General features: G+C 74.7%; 15 protein-coding genes. 7 read left to right on the forward strand and 8 right to left on the reverse strand.

Going from position 1 to position 15,918, the window contains the following annotated elements; translation table 11 throughout:
• Positions 1-12: 12 nt before the first annotated feature.
• Positions 13-999, reverse strand: coding sequence for a hypothetical protein (locus ACI6QG_RS11310; RefSeq protein ID WP_407024661.1), 987 nt, complete (start codon positions 997-999; stop codon positions 13-15).
• Positions 1,000-1,102: 103 nt separating this feature from the next.
• Between ACI6QG_RS11310 and ACI6QG_RS11315 the strand changes: the two genes are divergently transcribed.
• The gene (locus ACI6QG_RS11315; RefSeq protein WP_407024662.1) at positions 1,103-2,071 is read left to right on the forward strand and encodes a Bug family tripartite tricarboxylate transporter substrate binding protein; all 969 of its coding nucleotides are present in this window, start codon (positions 1,103-1,105) and stop codon (positions 2,069-2,071) included.
• Between the two features lie 8 nt (positions 2,072-2,079).
• On the opposite strand, the gene gtdA is transcribed toward ACI6QG_RS11315, so the two are convergent.
• Complete coding sequence (gene gtdA, locus ACI6QG_RS11320; RefSeq protein WP_407024663.1) at positions 2,080-3,123, reverse strand: gentisate 1,2-dioxygenase; 1,044 nt, start codon at positions 3,121-3,123, stop codon at positions 2,080-2,082.
• A gap of 183 nt (positions 3,124-3,306) precedes the next feature.
• On the opposite strand from gtdA, the gene ACI6QG_RS11325 reads away from it, so the two are divergent.
• Both ACI6QG_RS11325 and mdoH read left to right on the forward strand, forming a co-directional pair.
• Positions 3,307-3,441 (forward strand): hypothetical protein, encoded by a 135-nt coding sequence (locus tag ACI6QG_RS11325; RefSeq protein ID WP_407024664.1) that lies wholly within the window; start codon positions 3,307-3,309, stop codon positions 3,439-3,441.
• 47 nt (positions 3,442-3,488) lie between these two features.
• Complete coding sequence (mdoH, locus tag ACI6QG_RS11330; RefSeq protein ID WP_407024665.1) at positions 3,489-5,135, forward strand: glucans biosynthesis glucosyltransferase MdoH; 1,647 nt, start codon at positions 3,489-3,491, stop codon at positions 5,133-5,135.
• On the opposite strand, the gene ACI6QG_RS11335 is transcribed toward mdoH, so the two are convergent.
• Complete coding sequence (locus ACI6QG_RS11335; RefSeq protein ID WP_407024666.1) at positions 5,125-6,006, reverse strand: helix-turn-helix domain-containing protein; 882 nt, start codon at positions 6,004-6,006, stop codon at positions 5,125-5,127. The genes mdoH and ACI6QG_RS11335 overlap by 11 nt on opposite strands.
• Before the next feature lie 141 nt (positions 6,007-6,147).
• Here ACI6QG_RS11335 and ACI6QG_RS11340 point away from each other — a divergent pair, with 141 nt between their 5' ends.
• On the forward strand, positions 6,148-7,302 hold the full coding sequence (locus tag ACI6QG_RS11340) for an amidohydrolase (protein ID WP_407024667.1): 1,155 nt from the start codon (positions 6,148-6,150) through the stop codon (positions 7,300-7,302).
• Entirely contained in the window at positions 7,299-7,880 is a 582-nt protein-coding gene (locus tag ACI6QG_RS11345) for a cysteine dioxygenase family protein (protein WP_407024668.1), read from the forward strand. The genes ACI6QG_RS11340 and ACI6QG_RS11345 overlap by 4 nt, the downstream gene beginning before the upstream one ends.
• On the opposite strand, the gene ACI6QG_RS11350 is transcribed toward ACI6QG_RS11345, so the two are convergent.
• Together ACI6QG_RS11350 and ACI6QG_RS11355 are read right to left on the reverse strand one after the other, a co-directional pair.
• Positions 7,869-8,618, reverse strand: coding sequence for a metallophosphoesterase (locus ACI6QG_RS11350; RefSeq protein ID WP_407024669.1), 750 nt, complete (start codon positions 8,616-8,618; stop codon positions 7,869-7,871). The genes ACI6QG_RS11345 and ACI6QG_RS11350 overlap by 12 nt on opposite strands.
• Complete coding sequence (locus tag ACI6QG_RS11355; protein WP_407024670.1) at positions 8,615-10,009, reverse strand: cryptochrome/photolyase family protein; 1,395 nt, start codon at positions 10,007-10,009, stop codon at positions 8,615-8,617. Before ACI6QG_RS11355 ends, ACI6QG_RS11350 begins: the two co-directional genes overlap by 4 nt.
• Positions 10,010-10,113: 104 nt before the next feature.
• Here ACI6QG_RS11355 and ACI6QG_RS11360 point away from each other — a divergent pair, with 104 nt between their 5' ends.
• Positions 10,114-10,725, forward strand: a complete 612-nt coding sequence (locus ACI6QG_RS11360) for a fasciclin domain-containing protein (RefSeq protein ID WP_407024671.1) — start codon at positions 10,114-10,116, stop codon at positions 10,723-10,725.
• 61 nt (positions 10,726-10,786) lie between these two features.
• On the opposite strand, the gene ACI6QG_RS11365 is transcribed toward ACI6QG_RS11360, so the two are convergent.
• From ACI6QG_RS11365 to ACI6QG_RS11375, 3 genes are read right to left on the reverse strand one after another with little or no spacing between them, the layout of a single operon-like run.
• A complete protein-coding gene (locus ACI6QG_RS11365) occupies positions 10,787-11,488 on the reverse strand; it encodes an alpha/beta fold hydrolase (RefSeq protein ID WP_407024672.1) in 702 nt (233 codons plus the stop codon).
• Positions 11,485-12,156: a ligase-associated DNA damage response endonuclease PdeM gene (gene pdeM, locus ACI6QG_RS11370; RefSeq protein ID WP_407024673.1), complete on the reverse strand. Its 672-nt coding sequence runs from the start codon at positions 12,154-12,156 to the stop codon at positions 11,485-11,487. The genes ACI6QG_RS11365 and pdeM overlap by 4 nt, the downstream gene beginning before the upstream one ends.
• Positions 12,153-14,579, reverse strand: a complete 2,427-nt coding sequence (locus ACI6QG_RS11375) for a ligase-associated DNA damage response DEXH box helicase (protein ID WP_407024674.1) — start codon at positions 14,577-14,579, stop codon at positions 12,153-12,155. The genes pdeM and ACI6QG_RS11375 overlap by 4 nt, the downstream gene beginning before the upstream one ends.
• 189 nt (positions 14,580-14,768) lie before the next feature.
• Here ACI6QG_RS11375 and ACI6QG_RS11380 point away from each other — a divergent pair, with 189 nt between their 5' ends.
• On the forward strand, positions 14,769-15,809 hold the full coding sequence (locus tag ACI6QG_RS11380; protein ID WP_407024675.1) for a ligase-associated DNA damage response exonuclease: 1,041 nt from the start codon (positions 14,769-14,771) through the stop codon (positions 15,807-15,809).
• The last annotated feature ends 109 nt before the right edge of the window (positions 15,810-15,918 follow it).

Genomic DNA, 15,918 nt, shown 5'->3' on the forward strand with positions numbered 1-15,918 from the left:
GGCGCCCCCGCCTCAGCGCGCCGTCTGCCAGAACCCGGCCGGCGGCACGGCGCTGAGCGGCGCGCTCGCCGCCGGCAGCGGGTTGGCCGAGGGCTGGAACACCGGCCCGGCCACCGGCGCCATGGCGGCAGGGGCGGCGCGCGGGGTGGCAGCGGCCGGCCCCGGGACGGCCGTGGGCGGCGCCGTGCGGGACAGGGCGGGCGCAACGGCGGCGGGCTGCGCGGGGGCCAGGGCCGGCGCGCTTGCGGCGGGCTGCGCTGGCAGCAGCGGCACGCCCATCGGCACCAGCAGCGGCGCCGGCTGCGGGGCGGGCGCCGGGGCAGGGGCCAGGACGACCGGCGCGGGCGCCGGCTCGGCGGCGCGGCCGGACATCCGGCGCGAGGCGCCGTCGGGCGCCGGCTGGATCGCCGGCATCGGCGCGGGCGTGAAGACGCTGCCCGGGATGGCGCTGGCGAAGGGCGCCGCCTGCTCGGGCGTTGCCCAGGCCACGCCGGGGGGCAGCGGCGCCGCGGCGGGGCCCGGCACGGCCAGCACCGGCGCCGGCGCCGCCGCCGGGGCGGCCACGACGGCCGGCTGGTCCGCCGCGGGCTGCGCCGCCCAGTCGGGCGCGCTGACCACCCGGCGGCGCTGGCGCGAAGCGGGCGCCGCCTCCAGCACCGCGCGGCGGCGGGTGGCGTTGGCCGGCGTGCCGGGGGGCTGCGGCACCATCGCCACCGGCACCGCGCCCAGCCGGCCCATGCAGCGGAAGGCCACCTGGTAGGATTGCGGGTTCACCCGCGTGGTCAGCATCTCGGCCTGGTTGCCCTGGGCGCCGCAGAAGGCCGCGGCCTCCTCCAGCGTGCGCTCCACCACGCCGGGCAGGAGGCCACCGCGATTCTCGATGACGAAGACGTCGGGGCCCAGGGCCACCACCCCGCTGCTCTCGCCGCCGCCCGCGCAGCCGGCCGCCAGCAGGCCCATCCCCAGCACACCCACGTAGCGCTTCATCGCCAGCCTCATCCCCGCTCCTGGCCCCGTCGCTCAAACCCGGGGCGTGTCCGTCATCAGCGCTGGCATCCGGCGCGCGCCGCCGCTATCCGGGAAACAACGGAGGACCGAACCCATGCAGCGCCGCACCCTGCTCGCCGCCACCCTCAGCGCCCCGCTGGCCTTGCCCGCCCGCGCGCAGGATTCCTGGCCGCAGCGCCCGGTGTCCCTGCTGGTGCCCTGGGCGCCCGGCGGCTCCAACGACATCGTCGCCCGGCTGGTGGCGCCGCAGCTGGAAGGGCGCACCGGCCAGCCCTTCGTGGTGGAGAACCGTCCGGGCGGCGGCGGCTCCATCGGCATGGGCGTGGCGATGCGCGCGCGGCCCGACGGCCAGGCGCTGCTCGTCTCCTCCGCCTCCAACCACGTCTTCCACCCCCTCATCTCCGGTGAGCTGGGCTACGACGTGCGCGAGGCCTTCGAGGCGATGGCGATGTGGGTGGACGTGCCCAACGTGGTGGTGGTGAACCCCGCCGTCCCCGCGCGCACCCTGCCGGAGCTGCTGGATCTGGTGCGCCGCACCCGCGGCGGCATGAGCTTCGGCTCCTCGGGCGTCGGCTCCTCCAACCACCTGGCGGGCGAGCTGCTGCGGCTGCGCACGGGGCTGGACCTGACGCATGTGCCGTATCGCGGGGGCGGGCCGGTGCTGAGCGACCTGATCGCCGGCACCATCCCCATCGGCATGATGAACCTGCCCACCGTCATCCCGCCCGCCGAGGCCGGCCGCGTGCGCATCCTGGCCGTGTGCACGGCGGAGCGCGTGAGCCTGCGCCCCGACCTGCCCACCGTGATGGAGGCCGGCGTGCCGGACTACGCCGTGCGCTCCTGGACCGGGCTGTTCGCGCCCAAGGGCACGCCGCCCGCCATCCTGCGCCGCGGCGCCGAGCTCTCGCGCGAGGCGCTGACCGCGCCGCAGGTGCAGTCCCGCCTGCGCGAGACCGGCTCGGAGGTGATCTGGATGGACGGCGCGCGCACCGACGCCTTCGTGCGCGACGAGTACGCGCGCTGGGCCCCCATCATCCGCGCCGCCAACGTCAAGATCGAGTAGGCGCGCGGCTACTCCCGCGCCTCGCGGAACAGGCCCAGCTTCTCCTGCGCCGCGCGGTCGCTGTAGGCGAACAGCGTCAGTTCCGTGCGCGCCTCGATCTCCAGCGCGTGCCAGGAGGGGACCACCAGCAGGTCGCGCTCCTCCAGCGCCATCTCCTCGCCGCCCACCCGCGCGGTGCCGGCGCCGGAGACGACCACCAGCACCGTGCCGTCGGTGGAGCGGCGCGGGCGGGTGGTGAAGCCGGCGGGCAGGCGGCGCACATGCGCGCTGATAGTGGGCATCACCGGGCCGCCATCGGCGGGGTTGGTGAACTCCAGCGCGTGGCCCAGGTGCGGGTCCGGCGCGTCGGTGCCGGCGATGGCATCCAGCGCCGCGTCCCATTCGGCGTGGGGGTAGTGGAACAGCGGCTGCGCGGCGGGCCGGCGCGCGCCCGCGGTGCCGGGGAAGGGGCGCAGGTTGCGGCCGTAGCGGCGGGCGGTGTCGCCCGGCGGCGCCGTCTCCGGGTGGGCGGGGCCGTCCAGGCGCTCGGCGAAGCTGGCCTCGAAGAAGCGCACGGTGGGGATGTCCAGGCCATCGAGCCAGATCATCGGCGCGCCGCTGCCGTTGCCGTGGTCGTGCCACTGCCAGTTGGGCGTCAGCACCAGGTCGAAGGGGCGCATCAGCGCCTTCTCGCCATCCACCGCCGTGTGGGCGCCGTCGCCCTCCATCACGAAGCGCAGGGCGGATTGCGCGTGGCGGTGGCAGGGTGCGACCTCGCCGGGCAGGATGAGCTGCAGCCCGGCGTAGAGGGAGGGCGTGATGCAGGAGGTGCCGGGCAGCGCCGGGTTCTCCAGGATCAGCACGCGCCGCTCGGCCTGCTCGGCCGAGATCAGGCCGCCGGCGCGCAGCAGAAAGTCGCGCGCCTCGGCGTAGCGCCAGCGCGCCGGGCGCGCGGCGGAGTGCGGCGTGGGCGTCACCAGCGCGGACAGCACCTCCCACAGCGGGAACAGGTGGCGGGGCGCCATCTCGGCGTAGAGGGCCTGGAGGCCGGGCGCGGGGGCGATGTGATTCATGGTCCTGGCTTCCCTCCTGAAGGGGCGGGGCGCGGAACCACGTCCGCCTTGCCTCCGCCCATCGTTGCAACCTCAGATTGTTCATGCAGAATATTAAGTGTTTATTCTTGGGTGACGGCAGGCCGAAATCCGGGTAAAGTCACCTCTCGTTGCAACCTCCGGTTTCGAAAGGAACGCCGGCCCTTGCGTCAGGATACAAGCATTCGCCGCCAAGGCGACATCGTCCTTGCCGTGCTCCGGGTCACGCTCCTGGCCTGCGCCGCCGCGCTGCTGGGCACCCTGGGCATGGTCGCCTGGAAGGTGGTCACCGGGAGCTGACGGCGGCGGCGGTGGTCCTGCCGCCCGCCCCGGTCCATGAAGGCGGCATGTCCCTCCGGCGTGCCGTCTTCTTTCTGCTCTGCCTCGCCTTCGCCATCGCGCTGGGCGCGGCTGCCTGGGCCGTGCGGCCGGGTGGCGTGGCCGGCTGGGCGCTGCTGGCGGCGCTGGCCGGATTGCTGCCCTGGGTGGCGCTCTCCGCTGCCCAGGCCGTCACCGGGCTGTCCATCCTGCTGCTCTCGCTCGACCCGCCCGGCTGCGTCCTGCCGGCGGCCCGCCGCGCGGTCCCGGTGGCCGGGCGCGTCGCCCTCGCGATGTGCATCCGCAACGAGGCGATGGCGGCGCCGCTGGCGGCGCTGGGCCGCCTGCTGGACGAGCTGCCCGACACGAATGTCGACGCCTGGCTGCTGTCCGACACGCGCGACCCTGGCTTCGTCGCCGCGGAGGACGCGGCACTGCGCGGCTTCCGCTCCTCCCGCGCCGACGGAGAGCGGATTTTCCTCCGTCGCCGGGCCGATGGCGCCGGGTTCAAGGCCGGCAATGTGATGGCTTTCCTGGACGCAGAGGGTGGCGCCTACGAAATGGTGGTCATCCTCGATGCCGACTCGGAGATGTCGGGGAATGCCGTCCGCCAGCTGACCGGAATCCTGGCCGCCGACCCGCGCATCGCCCTGGTGCAGCAGCTGATCGTCGGGCGGCCCACCCCGCAGCCCTTCCCGCGCTTGTTCCAGTTCGGCATGCGCGCGGGGATGCGGGCCTGGGCCACCGGGCAGGGCTGGTGGCAGGGGCCGCATGGCCCGTTCTGGGGCCACAACGCGGCCTTCCGCGTCGCGCCCTTCCGCGCCCATGCGCGGCTGCAACCGTTGCCCGATGGCCGCTTCCCGTTGTCGCACGACCAGCTGGAGGCCATCGCCCTTCATCAGGCCGGCTGGCAGGTCTGGTGCTGGCCGGAGGAGCGCGGCTCGCTGGAAGGCAATCCGCCCGCCCTGCCGGAATTCCTGCGCCGCGACGAACGATGGGCGGAGGGCAACATGCAGTACCTGCCGCTGCTGCGCCGCCCCGGGCTGGGCGGCATGGCGCGCTGGCAGCTGGCCCAGGCGGTGCTGCTGTTCCTGTGCGCGCCGCTGTGGGTGCTGGCCTTCGTCGCGGCGGCCGTGGCGGCGCTGGCCGGCGGCTTCGCCGGGGTGGGGGCGGGCGCGCTGGCGGGGGCCATGCTGGCCTGGTGGGCGGCGATGCACGCGCCGAAGCTGGCCGGCTACCTCCAGCTGCTGGTCCAGGGCCGGGAGGCGGCGCGCTATGGCGGGCGCGGCCGCGTGCTGGCCGGCGCCCTGGCCGAGATCGCTTTCACCACCGTGCTGTCGCCGGTGTCGGCGGTGAACAAGACCGGCTTCCTGCTGCGGCTGCTGCGCGGCGCCCGGGGGGGCTGGGCGCCGCAGAACCGCGCCGACCGCGGCGTGTCCTGGGGTGACGCGGCCCGGCTGCTGGGTCGGCCCACCCTGCTGGGGGTGGCCGCCTTTGCGGTGCTGGCGGCCGGGGCACCCTGGGCGATTCCCTTCGCGCTGCCCTGGGCCGGCGGGCTGCTGCTCGCCATCCCGTTCTGCGTGCTGACCACCAACCCGCGCTTCGGCGCCGCGCTGGCTGCCCGCGGCATCGCTGCCACGCCGGAGGAACGTCAGCCCGGCGCCGTCAGCTCCTGAGGGCGGCTTCGCGCACCAGGCTGCGCAGGTGCTCGGCGGCGTCCGCGCCCTTGGCGGCGTCGCGCCACACCGCCTCCGCGATGCGCTGGTGCGCCACCACCGCCTCGTCCGCCGCGGTGATGCCCGCCACGCCGACCGCCGCCTGCGGCAGCAGTTCGGGCGAGAGCGGGGAGGTGACGACGTGCGCGCGCTCCCGGCCGCGGATCAGCATGAAGGGCGCGGCGGGCTGCAGGCCGCGCGCCAGCCCGATCTGCAGGCCGAGCGGCATGGCGTCCATCAGCGTGGCCAGGGCCAGGACCTCCTGCCGCGCGGCGTCGCGGGCGCGGGCGCGCAGCGGCGCGGGCAGGTCCAGCCCCGCCGCGATGCCGCCATCCAGGAAGGCGGCCACCGCCGCCTCGCCCAGCACGGCGATGATGGTGGGGCGTTTCTGCGCGTAAGTGCGGCGGCGGAAGGCCAGCACGCCCAGCGCCTGGTCGCCCTGCGCCAGCGCCGCCGCGCGTTCGTTCCCCTCCGGCACCGCCGCCGCCCAGGCCTCGGCCAGCACTGCCTCGAAGGCGTCGGAGGCCAAGGGATAGCAATAGGCGCCCCCGACCTGGAGGATTTGGTCCGAGCCTTCCTCGATGCCGCGCAGACGTTCCTGGAAGGCTGCAGGACGCGTGAAGTACTCGATGCCGATCCCCAGCAATGCCAGGGGTGAAACCTTGAGCAACTCAGCCAAGCGCCGGATGGTTTCCAGCTTGATGACTTCGCCCTTCTCGTATCGATAAAGGGCGGCACGAGAAACGCCCAGCCTGGCTGCGATTTCCTCTGCCCGCATGCCGGATTCCATGCGATAGGCTCGCAACTGCTGCCCGATGTCCGCGAACTTCATGTACTCTCCCGCTGCAGGCCCCCCCGCCGCGTACTCAAGAAAGATAAGCGGCTTTTTAGTTGGAAGCAAGTTCGTTTATCAAGACGTTGTCGAAAAAGCCTGCCATGGCCCGCCGCTGCGTCACAGCGTATGCTGCACGGGATGAACGAGGACCTCCATCGGCGCGTGACCGCTTGGCGCCGCCACCTGCACGCCCATCCCGGCCTCACGCTGCACGAGGGCGACACCGCCGCTTTCGTCTCTGACCGCCTGCGGGAACTGGGCGTGGCGGAGATCGAGACCGGCATCGGCGGCCATGGCGTGGTGGCCACGTTGCGCCGTGCCGGCGGCAACCGCGCCGTTGGCCTGCGCGCCGACATGGACGCCCTGCCCATCCAGGAAGCGGACGAGGAGCTGCCGCACCGCTCCACCATCCCAGGCGTCATGCATGCCTGCGGGCATGACGGCCACACCGCCGCCCTGCTGGGCGCCGCCGCCCTGCTGCTGCAGGACCCTTCCTGGCAGGGCACGGTGCGGCTGGTGTTCCAGCCGGCGGAGGAAGGCGGCGGTGGCGCGCGCGCCATGATCGCCGACGGGCTGTTCCGCCGCTTCCCGATGGACCGCATCTTCGGCTGGCACAACTGGCCCGGCCTGCCGGCCGGCACCGTCGCCGTGCACGACTCGGCCGTCATGGCTGCCGGCGCCCGCTTCGAGGTCGCCTTCGAGGGCCATGCGGGCCACGCCGCCCTGCCGCACCTGACGCGTGACCCCATGCTGGGCGCGGGCCACGCCATCGTCGCGCTGCAGTCCATCGTCGCCCGCGGGGTGGACCCGCTGAAGGCCGGGGTGGTGAGCGTCACCATGGCCGAGGCCGGCGAGGCGCAGAACCAGGTGCCCGCCCGCGCCACGCTGCGCGGCACCGCGCGCTGGCTGGAAACGCCGGTGGGCGAGTTGATCGAGCGGCGCATGCGCGAGGTGGCGCACGGCATCGCCGCCGCCTTCGCGCTGGAGGCGCGGGTGGATTTCCGCGTCGGCGTTCCCGTCACCGCCAACCACCCGCGCGAGCGCGACCTCGCCGCCGCCGCCGCCGGGGCGGTGACGCAGCTGCGCCGCGACGTGCCGCCGGCGATGACGGGCGAGGACTTCTCCCATTTCCTCCATGAGGTGCCGGGCGCCTTCGTGTGGATCGGCAACGGCCCGGCCGAGGGCGGGCGGGAGCTGCACCACCCGAACTACGACTTCAACGACGCGGTGCTGCCCGCCGCCTCCGGCTTCCTGGCCGAGGCGGCGCGCCGCGCCCTGGCGGGGGATGCATGAGCACGCACAAGCTGCGCAACTTCGTCCAGGCGATGACGCGCCTGGCCGACGAGGCCCCGGACGAGGCCGCCTGGCTGGAGCGCGGCGAGGCGCTGCTGCGCCCCCTGGTGGCCGAGGACGACTGGCTGCCGGAATCCTGCGCCGAGGCCGGCCCCGGCTATCGCCAGTACCTGCTGCACTGCGACCCGCTGGAGCGCTTCTCCGTCGTGTCCTTCGTCTGGGGCGTCGGCGCGCGCACGCCGGTGCACAACCACCGCGTCCCCGGCCTGGTCGGCATGCTGCGCGGCGAGGAGGTGAGCGTCGCCATGCACCCCACCCCCGAAGGCCCGCTGCGCGAAGGCGCGACCGACCGCCTGCGCCCCGGCGAGGTGGTGCGCGTGGGCTCCGCGGCCGACGACCTGCATTGGGTGGCGAATGCGCGGGCGGACGCGCCTTCCATCTCCATCCACGTCTATGGCGGCAACATCGGCGCGGTGGAGCGCCAGACCTTCGACCCCGCCACCGGCGCGCCGAAGCGCTTCGTCAGCGGCTATTCCAACGCCGCCGTGCCCAACCTGTGGGACCGCTCAGGCGGGTAGGTCGAGGTCCAGCCAGGACAGGTGCCCGCCCTTGCCGGCGCCGGTGTCCATGAACACCGCCTCGCCGCCTTGCCGCCCGGTCATCCGCAGCGGCCGGCCATCGCGCGAGCGCGGGTCATGCCCGACGAAGACCTCCATGCCGCGCGGGATGGTGTCCACCCAGTCCAGCAGCCGCTCCGGGAAGCCGTTGCCCAGCAGGCGGCCCGTCACCTGCCCGAACAGCGCACGCGACAGCACGGTGTCGGGCCGGTGGCGCCCGGCATCGGCGTGCGGCGGCGACAGCATCATGGTGCGGTGGAAGGCGGCGTGCACGAACAGGCGATGCCCCAGGTGCAGCCAGGCCGGCGCGGCGCCGATGGCCAGCAGGGCGCGCTCGGCCAGGAGGATGCCGTCCGGCGCCTGCGCCAGCTGCGCCAGGGTGCGCGGGATGGCCTCGGGCGGCGAGCGCACCTTGGCGCCGTCCAGCGCGCGGCGCAGCTTGTGGTCGTGGTTGCCCAGCAGGAACAGGCCCTCGCCGGCGTCCAGCATGGCGAAGGCCAGGCGCAGCACCCCGGGCGAGTCGGGCCCGTAGTCGGTCAGGTCACCCAGCTGGATGACGAAGCGCCGCTCCGCACGCGCGCCCTCCAGCGCGGCGCGGAACTGCGCCGCCTCGCCATGCACGTCGCCCACCACGCGCAGCCCGGCGAAGCCCCGCGCGCGCAGCGCCGCCAGCGCGTCCCCTCCCGGCCGGGCGCTCACGCCGGGTCCGCGGCGGCGCGCATGGCGGCGTAGGCCGCCAGCGCCCGCTGCCGCCCGCGCTCCGGCGGCACGATGGGCGCCGGGTAGCCCGCGGGCGGCCCGTCCGGCGCTGCCCAGGGCTTGTGGACGAAGCGGTCCGGCACCCGCGCCAGCTCGGGCACCCAGCGGCGCACGTAGTCGCCCTTGGGGTCGAAGCGCTCGCCTTGCAGCACCGGGTTGAACACGCGGAAATACGGCGAGGCGTCGGCGCCGCAGCCGGCGATCCATTGCCAGGAGGCGCTGTTGGAGGCGAGGTCGGCGTCCACCAGCCGGTCCCAGAAGCAGGCGGCGCCGGCCTGCCAGGGCTGCAGCAGCTGCTTCACCAGCAACGAGGCGACGACCATCCGCACCCGGTTGTGCATCCAGCCCGTCTGCCAGAGTTGCCGCATCCCCGCATCGACGATGGGATAGCCGGTGCGCCCGGCCTTCCAGGCGCGCAGCAGCCGATCATCCGGCTCGAAGGGGAAGGCGGCGAAGCGCGGGTCCAGCGGCCGCTCCGGCAACTCCGGGCGGTGCCACAGCAGGTGGTAGGAGAATTCCCGCCACAGGATCTCCTTCAGGAACACGTCCTCGCCCTCCGCTCCCGCGGCGCGGGCGGCGTGCCAGACCTGGCGGGGCGACACCTCGCCGAATCGCAGGTGGGGCGACAGGCGGGCGGTGCGCTCCGTGCCCGGCAGGTTGCGCCCCTCGCCGTAGCCGCGCAGGGCCTGCGCCATGAAGCGGGCGATGCGCGCCTGCGCCCCGGCCTCGCCCGGCGTCCAGTCGGCGGCGAAGCCGCGCCACCATTGCGGCTCGTCGCGCGGGAGCAGCTCCAGCGCCTCCAGCGGCAGGCCCGGCAGGTCGGGGCCGTGCAGGCGCTCGGGGGCAGGTAGCGGCGGCGCCGGCTCGCCGCGGGCGAACAAGGTGCGGGCGAAGGGGGTGTAGACCGTGTAGGGCCGGCCCTGGCCGGTGCGGATGGCATGCGGCTCGTGCAGCGTGGCGGAGGTGTGCAGCACCAGCCGCCCGCCCAGCGCCTCGTGCACCGCCTTGTCGCGCTCGCGCGCCCAGGGCTCCAGCAGGCGGCCCGCATGCACCTCCGCCGCGCCGGCCTGCGCGGCGAGCGCGGGGATGATCCGCGCCGCCTCGCCACGGGCCAGATGCAGCGCCACGCCGCGCGCGCGCAGCGCGGCATCCAGCGCGGCGAGCGAGTGGTGCAGCCACCAGCGCGAGGCCCCGCCATGCGCCCAGGCGCCGGCGGCCGCGTCGTCCAGCACGTAGACCGCCAGCAGCGGACGGCCGCCGGCGGCGTGCAGCGCCGGGTTGTCGGCCAGGCGCAGGTCCTGGCGGAACCAGAGGAGGACGGGGGCTTCCATGCCTGGGATGTGGGGGCGCGGCGGCGGCGCGGAAAGGCTGCAACCCCGCCCCGCGTCGGCACGTTGCGGCGGGCAGGACATCCCCCGAACAGGAGCCCTTGGAAATGCATCAGTCCCGCCGCGCCCTGCTGGGCGCCACCGCCGGCCTGCTGGCCGCCCCGGCCTTCGCGCAGACCGCCACCTCCAACATGCCCGTCGTCTCCGGGCAGTCGCAGGTGCGGCAGACCAACGTCGTCGACTCGCTGGCCGCCGCCGGCAACTTCGACGCCTTCCTGGAGTACGTTTCCCGCGCCGGCCAGGTCGAGTTCCTGCGCGGCGCCGGGCCCTTCACCCTGCTGGCGCCGACCAACGCCGCGATGGAGCGCCTGCCGGTGACGCTGCGCGAGTCGCTGAACCCGAACCAGGTGAACCCGCAGGGCTCGAGCACCAGCCCCGACCGCGTGCGCCTGCAAGCCTTCGTGAACATGCACATCATCGAGGGCCGCTACACCCTGGCCGAGCTGGCCAACACGACGACGCGCCTGCGCACCCGCAACGGCAACGCCGTCGAGGTCGTCTCCCAGCCCGGGCAGGCCTACAACACGCGCATCATCGGCGACAGCGGCTTCGGCGTCGGCGGCGTGAACGCCGAGCTGCGCCCGACCCGCTTCATCGTGCCGGAGATCATGGCCACCAACGGCGTGGTGCTGCCGATCGACGTGCCGCTGATCCAGTAGTCCCGCCTTCCGGCAGGGCCGGGCAGGGGCCGCGCGGGATGCCGCGCGGCCCTTCGCGCGTTCAGCCCGGGCAGGACAGCCCGGCGATGTCCAGCACCGCGCCCGCCACCGCGTCCGGCGCCTCCTGGTGCAGGGCGTGGCCGCCCTCGACCGCGCGGAAGCGGCCGCGCGGCGCCAGGGCGGCGGTGTCGCGCTGCACCTGCTGCCACCGCGCCTCCGTCGCCGCGTCCGCCCCGTGCCGCGTGGCCGCCAGCACCCAGAGCGGGATGTCGGGCAGGGCGGGCAGGCCGGCGATGCTGGGGCCCAACCCCTCCTCCTCCTGCGCCTCGGCGCTGCCCGGGGGGAAGGGTGCGGCGGGGGCGAAGGCGCCCGGCGGCTCCAGCGGCGAGGTGGCGTCCACCAGCACCAGCCCGCGCACCCGCGTCGGGAAGCGCCCGGCGAAGTCCAGCGCGTAGATGCCCCCCAGCGAATGCGCGACGAGGATGACCGGGGCGCCGAAGCCCTCGGCGTCGAGCGCCGCCCGCAGCCGGGCCGACACCTCGGCGGCGTGCACCGCCGGCGCATCGCCGTAGGCGGCCACGCGGTCGTGGCGCACCACCGTCATGCAGGGGCGCAGGCGGCGCGCCACCGCGTCCCACTGCGCCGGGTCGCCACCGCCCTGGCCGGATTCCAGCACCACGACCGGCCCGCTGCCTTCCACCCGCAGCGGCGCGGCGCCGCCCGCCAGCAGCAGCGCCGCCAGCGCCAGGGCGGCGCGCGTCACGCCGCCGCCCGGCGCAGCGCGTCGAAGGGCGCGGAGTGCAGCCGCGCGTCGCCGACCAGGAACACGCGCACCGCGTGGCGCACCAGGTGGCCCATCGCCGGGTCCAGCACGTTCAGCCCCCCCGTGTAGCTGCCGAAGGCGGGCATGATGAGCCGGTTCGCGGTGGCGAGGAAGCAGGGCCGGGTGATGCCGCCGATGCGCGTGGGCAGCGTGGCCTTGGGGTGCCAGTGGCCGCTGACCTCCGCCTCGCCGCGCGCGACTTCGCCGGCCTGGTGGCGGAACACCAGCTTGCGCACGCGCCATTCCGCTACGCCCTGCGCGCGGTCGTGGTTGCCGGTGATCCAGACGCATTCCTCCACCAGGGCGCAAAGGCGGGCCAGCGCCGCGCGGTCCGCCTCCGCCATGCGGGCGGGGCCGCCATCGTCGTGGAAGCTGTCGCCCAGCAGCACCAGGCGGCGGGCGCCGTGACGGCGGATGGCGAGCGCCAGGCGCGCCAGCGTGTCGCGCGTGTCGTAGGGCGGCAGCATGTGGCCGCGCGCCGCCAGGGCGCTGCCCTTCTCCAGGTGCAGGTCGGAGGCGACGAGGGTGCGCTCGGCCGGCAGGGCGAGGACGCCGGAGGGGCAGAGCATCAGCCGCTCGCCCATGAGGTGCAGCGGGGCCGGGGTCATGCGCGGCGGCGCCGGCGCTCGCGGCGCCTCAGGCTGTCGGCGCCCCATTCGGGCTTGACGCGGATCTCGTCGGTCAGCTCGGCCAGCGCCTCGTTGAAGCGCTCGGCGCCGCCGGTGGCCTCGTTCACCAGGGCGGCGGCCTCGGCCAGCAGGTCGTCCTCGGCGCCGCCGGCCACCCATTCGCGGCCCTGCTCGATCAGCGCCGGCACGGCGAGCGGCGAGGCGCGGTCCAGGCGGCGATGCATCACCTTGCCGCGCACCCGCGCCAGCAGCGCGCCCAGCCGGGCCACGTCGGTCAGGCCATGCGCGGCCTCCTGCCTGGTGGCGCGCAGCAGGATGTGGTCGGGCTCATGCTTGCGCAGCACGTCGTAGATCAGGTCGGTGTTCACGGTCATCTGTCGTCGGGACTTCTCGGCGCCGGGGAAGTTCTTCACCGCCAGCCCGGCCACGGTGGCGATGTTGCGGAAGGTCCGGCGCAGCATGGAGGACTCGGCGATCCACTCCTCCAGCTCCTCGCCCAGCAGGTCCTCGGTGAACAGCTCCGCCGCCTCGCCCGGTTCGTGCGCGGCCCAGATGGCCAGCACGTAGTCGGTGGCGAGGTAGCCGAGCGGCCCCCAGCCCAGGCGCTCCATGCGGCGGGTGGCCAGCATGCCCAGCGTCTGGTGCGCCAGGCGGCCTTCGAAGGCGTAGGCGACCAGGAACCAGCGGCCGCCGCGCGGGAAGCTTTCCACCAGCAGCTCGTCCGGCCGCGGCAGTTCCGAGCGCAGCTGCTGGATGCGCAGCCATTGCCGCACCTCGGCCGGCAGCAGCTTCCAGCGCGCCGGGTCGTGGATGATGGCGCGCACCCGCGCCGCGAGGTCGGTCGAGAGCGGCAGGCGGGAACCCGCATAGGTCGGCACCAGCGGCTTGTCGCCGCCGCCGCGCGACACCTCGCCCACCACGCCGCTGATGCCCTCGAAGGTCAGCAACTGGCCGGCGAAGAGGAAGCAGTCGCCGGGGGTGAGGGTGGAGAGGAACCATTCCTCCACCTCGCCCAGCACCGGCCCGCCGCGCAGCCGTACCTTCATCAGCGGGCTGTCCACGATGGTGCCCAGGTTCATCCGGTGCAGCCGCGCCACGGCGTCGCCGCGGATGTGGAACAGGCCCTCGGCGTCCTGGAACAGCCGGCGCCAGCGGTCGTAGGAGCGAAGGGCGTAGCCGCCATCCTCGCAGAAGCGCAGCACGTCGTCGAAGTCGCGGCGCGACAGCTCGGCATAGGCGCCGGCCTGGGTGACCTCGCGGAACATGTCGTCCGGGTGGAAGGGCGCGGCGCAGGCCATGGCGAGGATGTGCTGCGCCAGCACGTCCAGCCCGCCGGGGCGCGGCGGGTCGCCATCCAGCTCGCCGGCCTTCACCGCCTCGATGGCGGCCTGGCACTCGATGACCTCGAAGCGGTTGGCCGGCACCAGCAGCGCCCGGGAGGGCTCGTCCATGCGGTGGTTGGCGCGGCCCACGCGCTGGAGCAGCCGCGCCACGCCCTTGGGCGCGCCGACCTGGATCACCTGGTCCACCGCGCCCCAGTCGATGCCGAGGTCGAGCGAGGCGGTCGCCACCACGGCGCGCAGCCGGCCGTCGGACATCGCGGCCTCCACCTTGCGCCGCTGCTCGACGGTGAGGCTGCCGTGATGCAGGGCGATGGGCAGCGCATCCTCGTTCAGCCGCCACAGCGCGGCGAAGACCAGCTCCGCCTGGGCGCGGGTGTTGACGAAGACGATGGAAACGCCGGCGGCCTGGATGCGCTGGAGGATCTCCGGCGCGCTGGCCAGGCCCATGTGGCCGCCCCAGGGCAGGTGGCCGGCGGGGAGCTGCACGCCGATCTCCGGCTCCGCTCCCTTGCCGCCCTGAATGAGTTCCACGCCACCCGGGTGCAGCCAGCGCCGCAGCGCATCCGGGTGGTTCACCGTGGCCGAGAGGCCGGTGACGCGCAGCCCCGGCGCCAGGCGCATCATGCGCGCGATGAGCAGGGAAAGCTGGTCGCCGCGCTTGGTGCCGGCCAGCGCGTGGGCCTCGTCCACCACCACGCAGCGCAGGCCGGCGAACATGGCGGCGGCCTCGGGGGTGGAAAGCAGCACGGCCAGGGATTCCGGCGTGGTCAGCAGCATCTCCGGCGGGGTGGCACGCTGGCGGGCGCGGCGATTGGCCGGGGTGTCGCCGGTGCGGGCCTCGATGCGGATGGGCAGCGCCATTTCCTCCACCGGGGCGGTGAGGTTGCGGGCGATGTCCACCGCCAGCGCCTTCAGCGGCGAGACATAGACGGTGTGCAGCCCCTCGTGCCCGCCCTCGGCGAGTTCGACCAGGGAGGGCAGGAAGCCCGCCAGCGTCTTGCCGCCGCCGGTGGGCGCGACCAGCAGCGCCGATTGCCCGGCCCGCGCGGCGTCGAGCATGGCCAGCTGGTGCGGCCGGGCTTGCCAGCCGCGCCGGGCGAACCAATCTCGAAAGCGTTCGGGCAATGTTCCCTGCACGGGGGCGATATAGGGCCTGACCTGCCCGTTGTGAAACATCGGGCGGTGAAATCAGTCCCGCGATGATCCGCGGAACCGCGGGCGGCAAAGGCGCATTCAAGCAGTGACATGATGGCATCCCCCCATCCCGAAACCTGGCTGCGCGTGCGCCCCGAGGGGCTGTGGTGCGAGCCCGGCGACTTCTTCATCGACCCCCGCCTGCCGGTGCCGCGCGCCATCGTCACCCATGGCCACAGCGACCACGCCCGCCCCGGCATGGGCGCCGTGCTGGCGACGGAGGAGACGTTGGCCATCATGCGCGCCCGCATGGGCGAGGGCCGCGCCGGCGACAGCCAGCAGGCGCTGCGCTACGGCGAGACGGTGAGCCTGAACGGCGTGAAGGTGACGCTGCGCCCGGCCGGGCACGTGCTGGGCTCGGCCCAGGTGGTGATGGACTGGCGCGGCTCGCGCGCCGTGGTCAGCGGCGACTACAAGCGCAGCCTGGACCCCACCTGCGCCCCCTTCGAGCCGGTGCCCTGCGACGTCTTCGTCACCGAGGCCACCTTCGCCCTGCCGGTGTTCCGCCACCCCGAGCCGCTGGGCGAGATCGCGCGGCTGCTGAAATCCGTGGCGCTGTTCCCCGAGCGCACCCACGTCATCGGCTGCTACGCGCTGGGCAAGGCGCAGCGCCTGATTGCGCTGCTGCGCCAAGCCGGATGGGACCGGCCAATCCCGCTGCACGGCGCGCTGGTGAAGCTGTGCCGGCTGTACGAGGAGCTCGGCGTGCCGCTCGGCCCGCTGGAGAATGCGACGGTGAAGGACAAGGCGCGCTTCGTCGGCAGCATCGTCATGGCCCCGCCCTCCGCGATCCAGGACCGCTGGGCGCGCCGCCTGACCGAGCCGGTGCCCTGCCTGGCGAGCGGCTGGATGCGCGTGCGCCAGCGCGCCCGCCAGGGCGGGGTGGAACTGCCCATGGTCATCAGCGACCACGCCGACTGGCCGGAACTGCTGGCCACCTGCGCCGAGGTCCAGGCCCCCGAGATCTGGATCACCCATGGTCGCGAGGAGGCGCTGATCCACGCCCTGGCGCAGCGCGGCCAGCGCGGCCGGGCGCTGCACCTGGTCGGCCTGGGCGACGAGGAGATCGAGGACGAGCCGGGGGGCGAGGAATGACGCCCGTGCCCGCAGGCCCGGGCGCGCAAGGCGCGCCCCGCCGCCCAGCTGCGTTTCCGGCCTGGTGCGCCCGTGGCGCGGCGAAGCCAAGCCGGCGGATGCCGGCGCC

Source organism: Sabulicella flocculans (genome assembly GCF_045449635.1).
GTDB lineage: Bacteria > Pseudomonadota > Alphaproteobacteria > Acetobacterales > Acetobacteraceae > Roseococcus.

What these genes read in the sequence shown, in the direction of transcription:
- gtdA (WP_407024663.1), bottom strand. Translation starts at nt 3,123, where the DNA reads ATGAATCACATCGCCCCCGCGCCCGGCCTCCAGGCCCTCTACGCCGAG.
- ACI6QG_RS11310 (WP_407024661.1), bottom strand. Translation starts at nt 999, where the DNA reads ATGAGGCTGGCGATGAAGCGCTACGTGGGTGTGCTGGGGATGGGCCTG.
- mdoH (WP_407024665.1), top strand. Translation starts at nt 3,489, where the DNA reads ATGTCCCTCCGGCGTGCCGTCTTCTTTCTGCTCTGCCTCGCCTTCGCC.
- ACI6QG_RS11345 (WP_407024668.1), top strand. Translation starts at nt 7,299, where the DNA reads ATGAGCACGCACAAGCTGCGCAACTTCGTCCAGGCGATGACGCGCCTG.
- ACI6QG_RS11315 (WP_407024662.1), top strand. Translation starts at nt 1,103, where the DNA reads ATGCAGCGCCGCACCCTGCTCGCCGCCACCCTCAGCGCCCCGCTGGCC.
- ACI6QG_RS11355 (WP_407024670.1), bottom strand. Translation starts at nt 10,009, where the DNA reads ATGGAAGCCCCCGTCCTCCTCTGGTTCCGCCAGGACCTGCGCCTGGCC.
- ACI6QG_RS11380 (WP_407024675.1), top strand. Translation starts at nt 14,769, where the DNA reads ATGGCATCCCCCCATCCCGAAACCTGGCTGCGCGTGCGCCCCGAGGGG.
- ACI6QG_RS11335 (WP_407024666.1), bottom strand. Translation starts at nt 6,006, where the DNA reads ATGAAGTTCGCGGACATCGGGCAGCAGTTGCGAGCCTATCGCATGGAA.
- pdeM (WP_407024673.1), bottom strand. Translation starts at nt 12,156, where the DNA reads ATGACCCCGGCCCCGCTGCACCTCATGGGCGAGCGGCTGATGCTCTGC.
- ACI6QG_RS11375 (WP_407024674.1), bottom strand. Translation starts at nt 14,579, where the DNA reads ATGCTCGACGCCGCGCGGGCCGGGCAATCGGCGCTGCTGGTCGCGCCC.
- ACI6QG_RS11340 (WP_407024667.1), top strand. Translation starts at nt 6,148, where the DNA reads ATGAACGAGGACCTCCATCGGCGCGTGACCGCTTGGCGCCGCCACCTG.
- ACI6QG_RS11360 (WP_407024671.1), top strand. Translation starts at nt 10,114, where the DNA reads ATGCATCAGTCCCGCCGCGCCCTGCTGGGCGCCACCGCCGGCCTGCTG.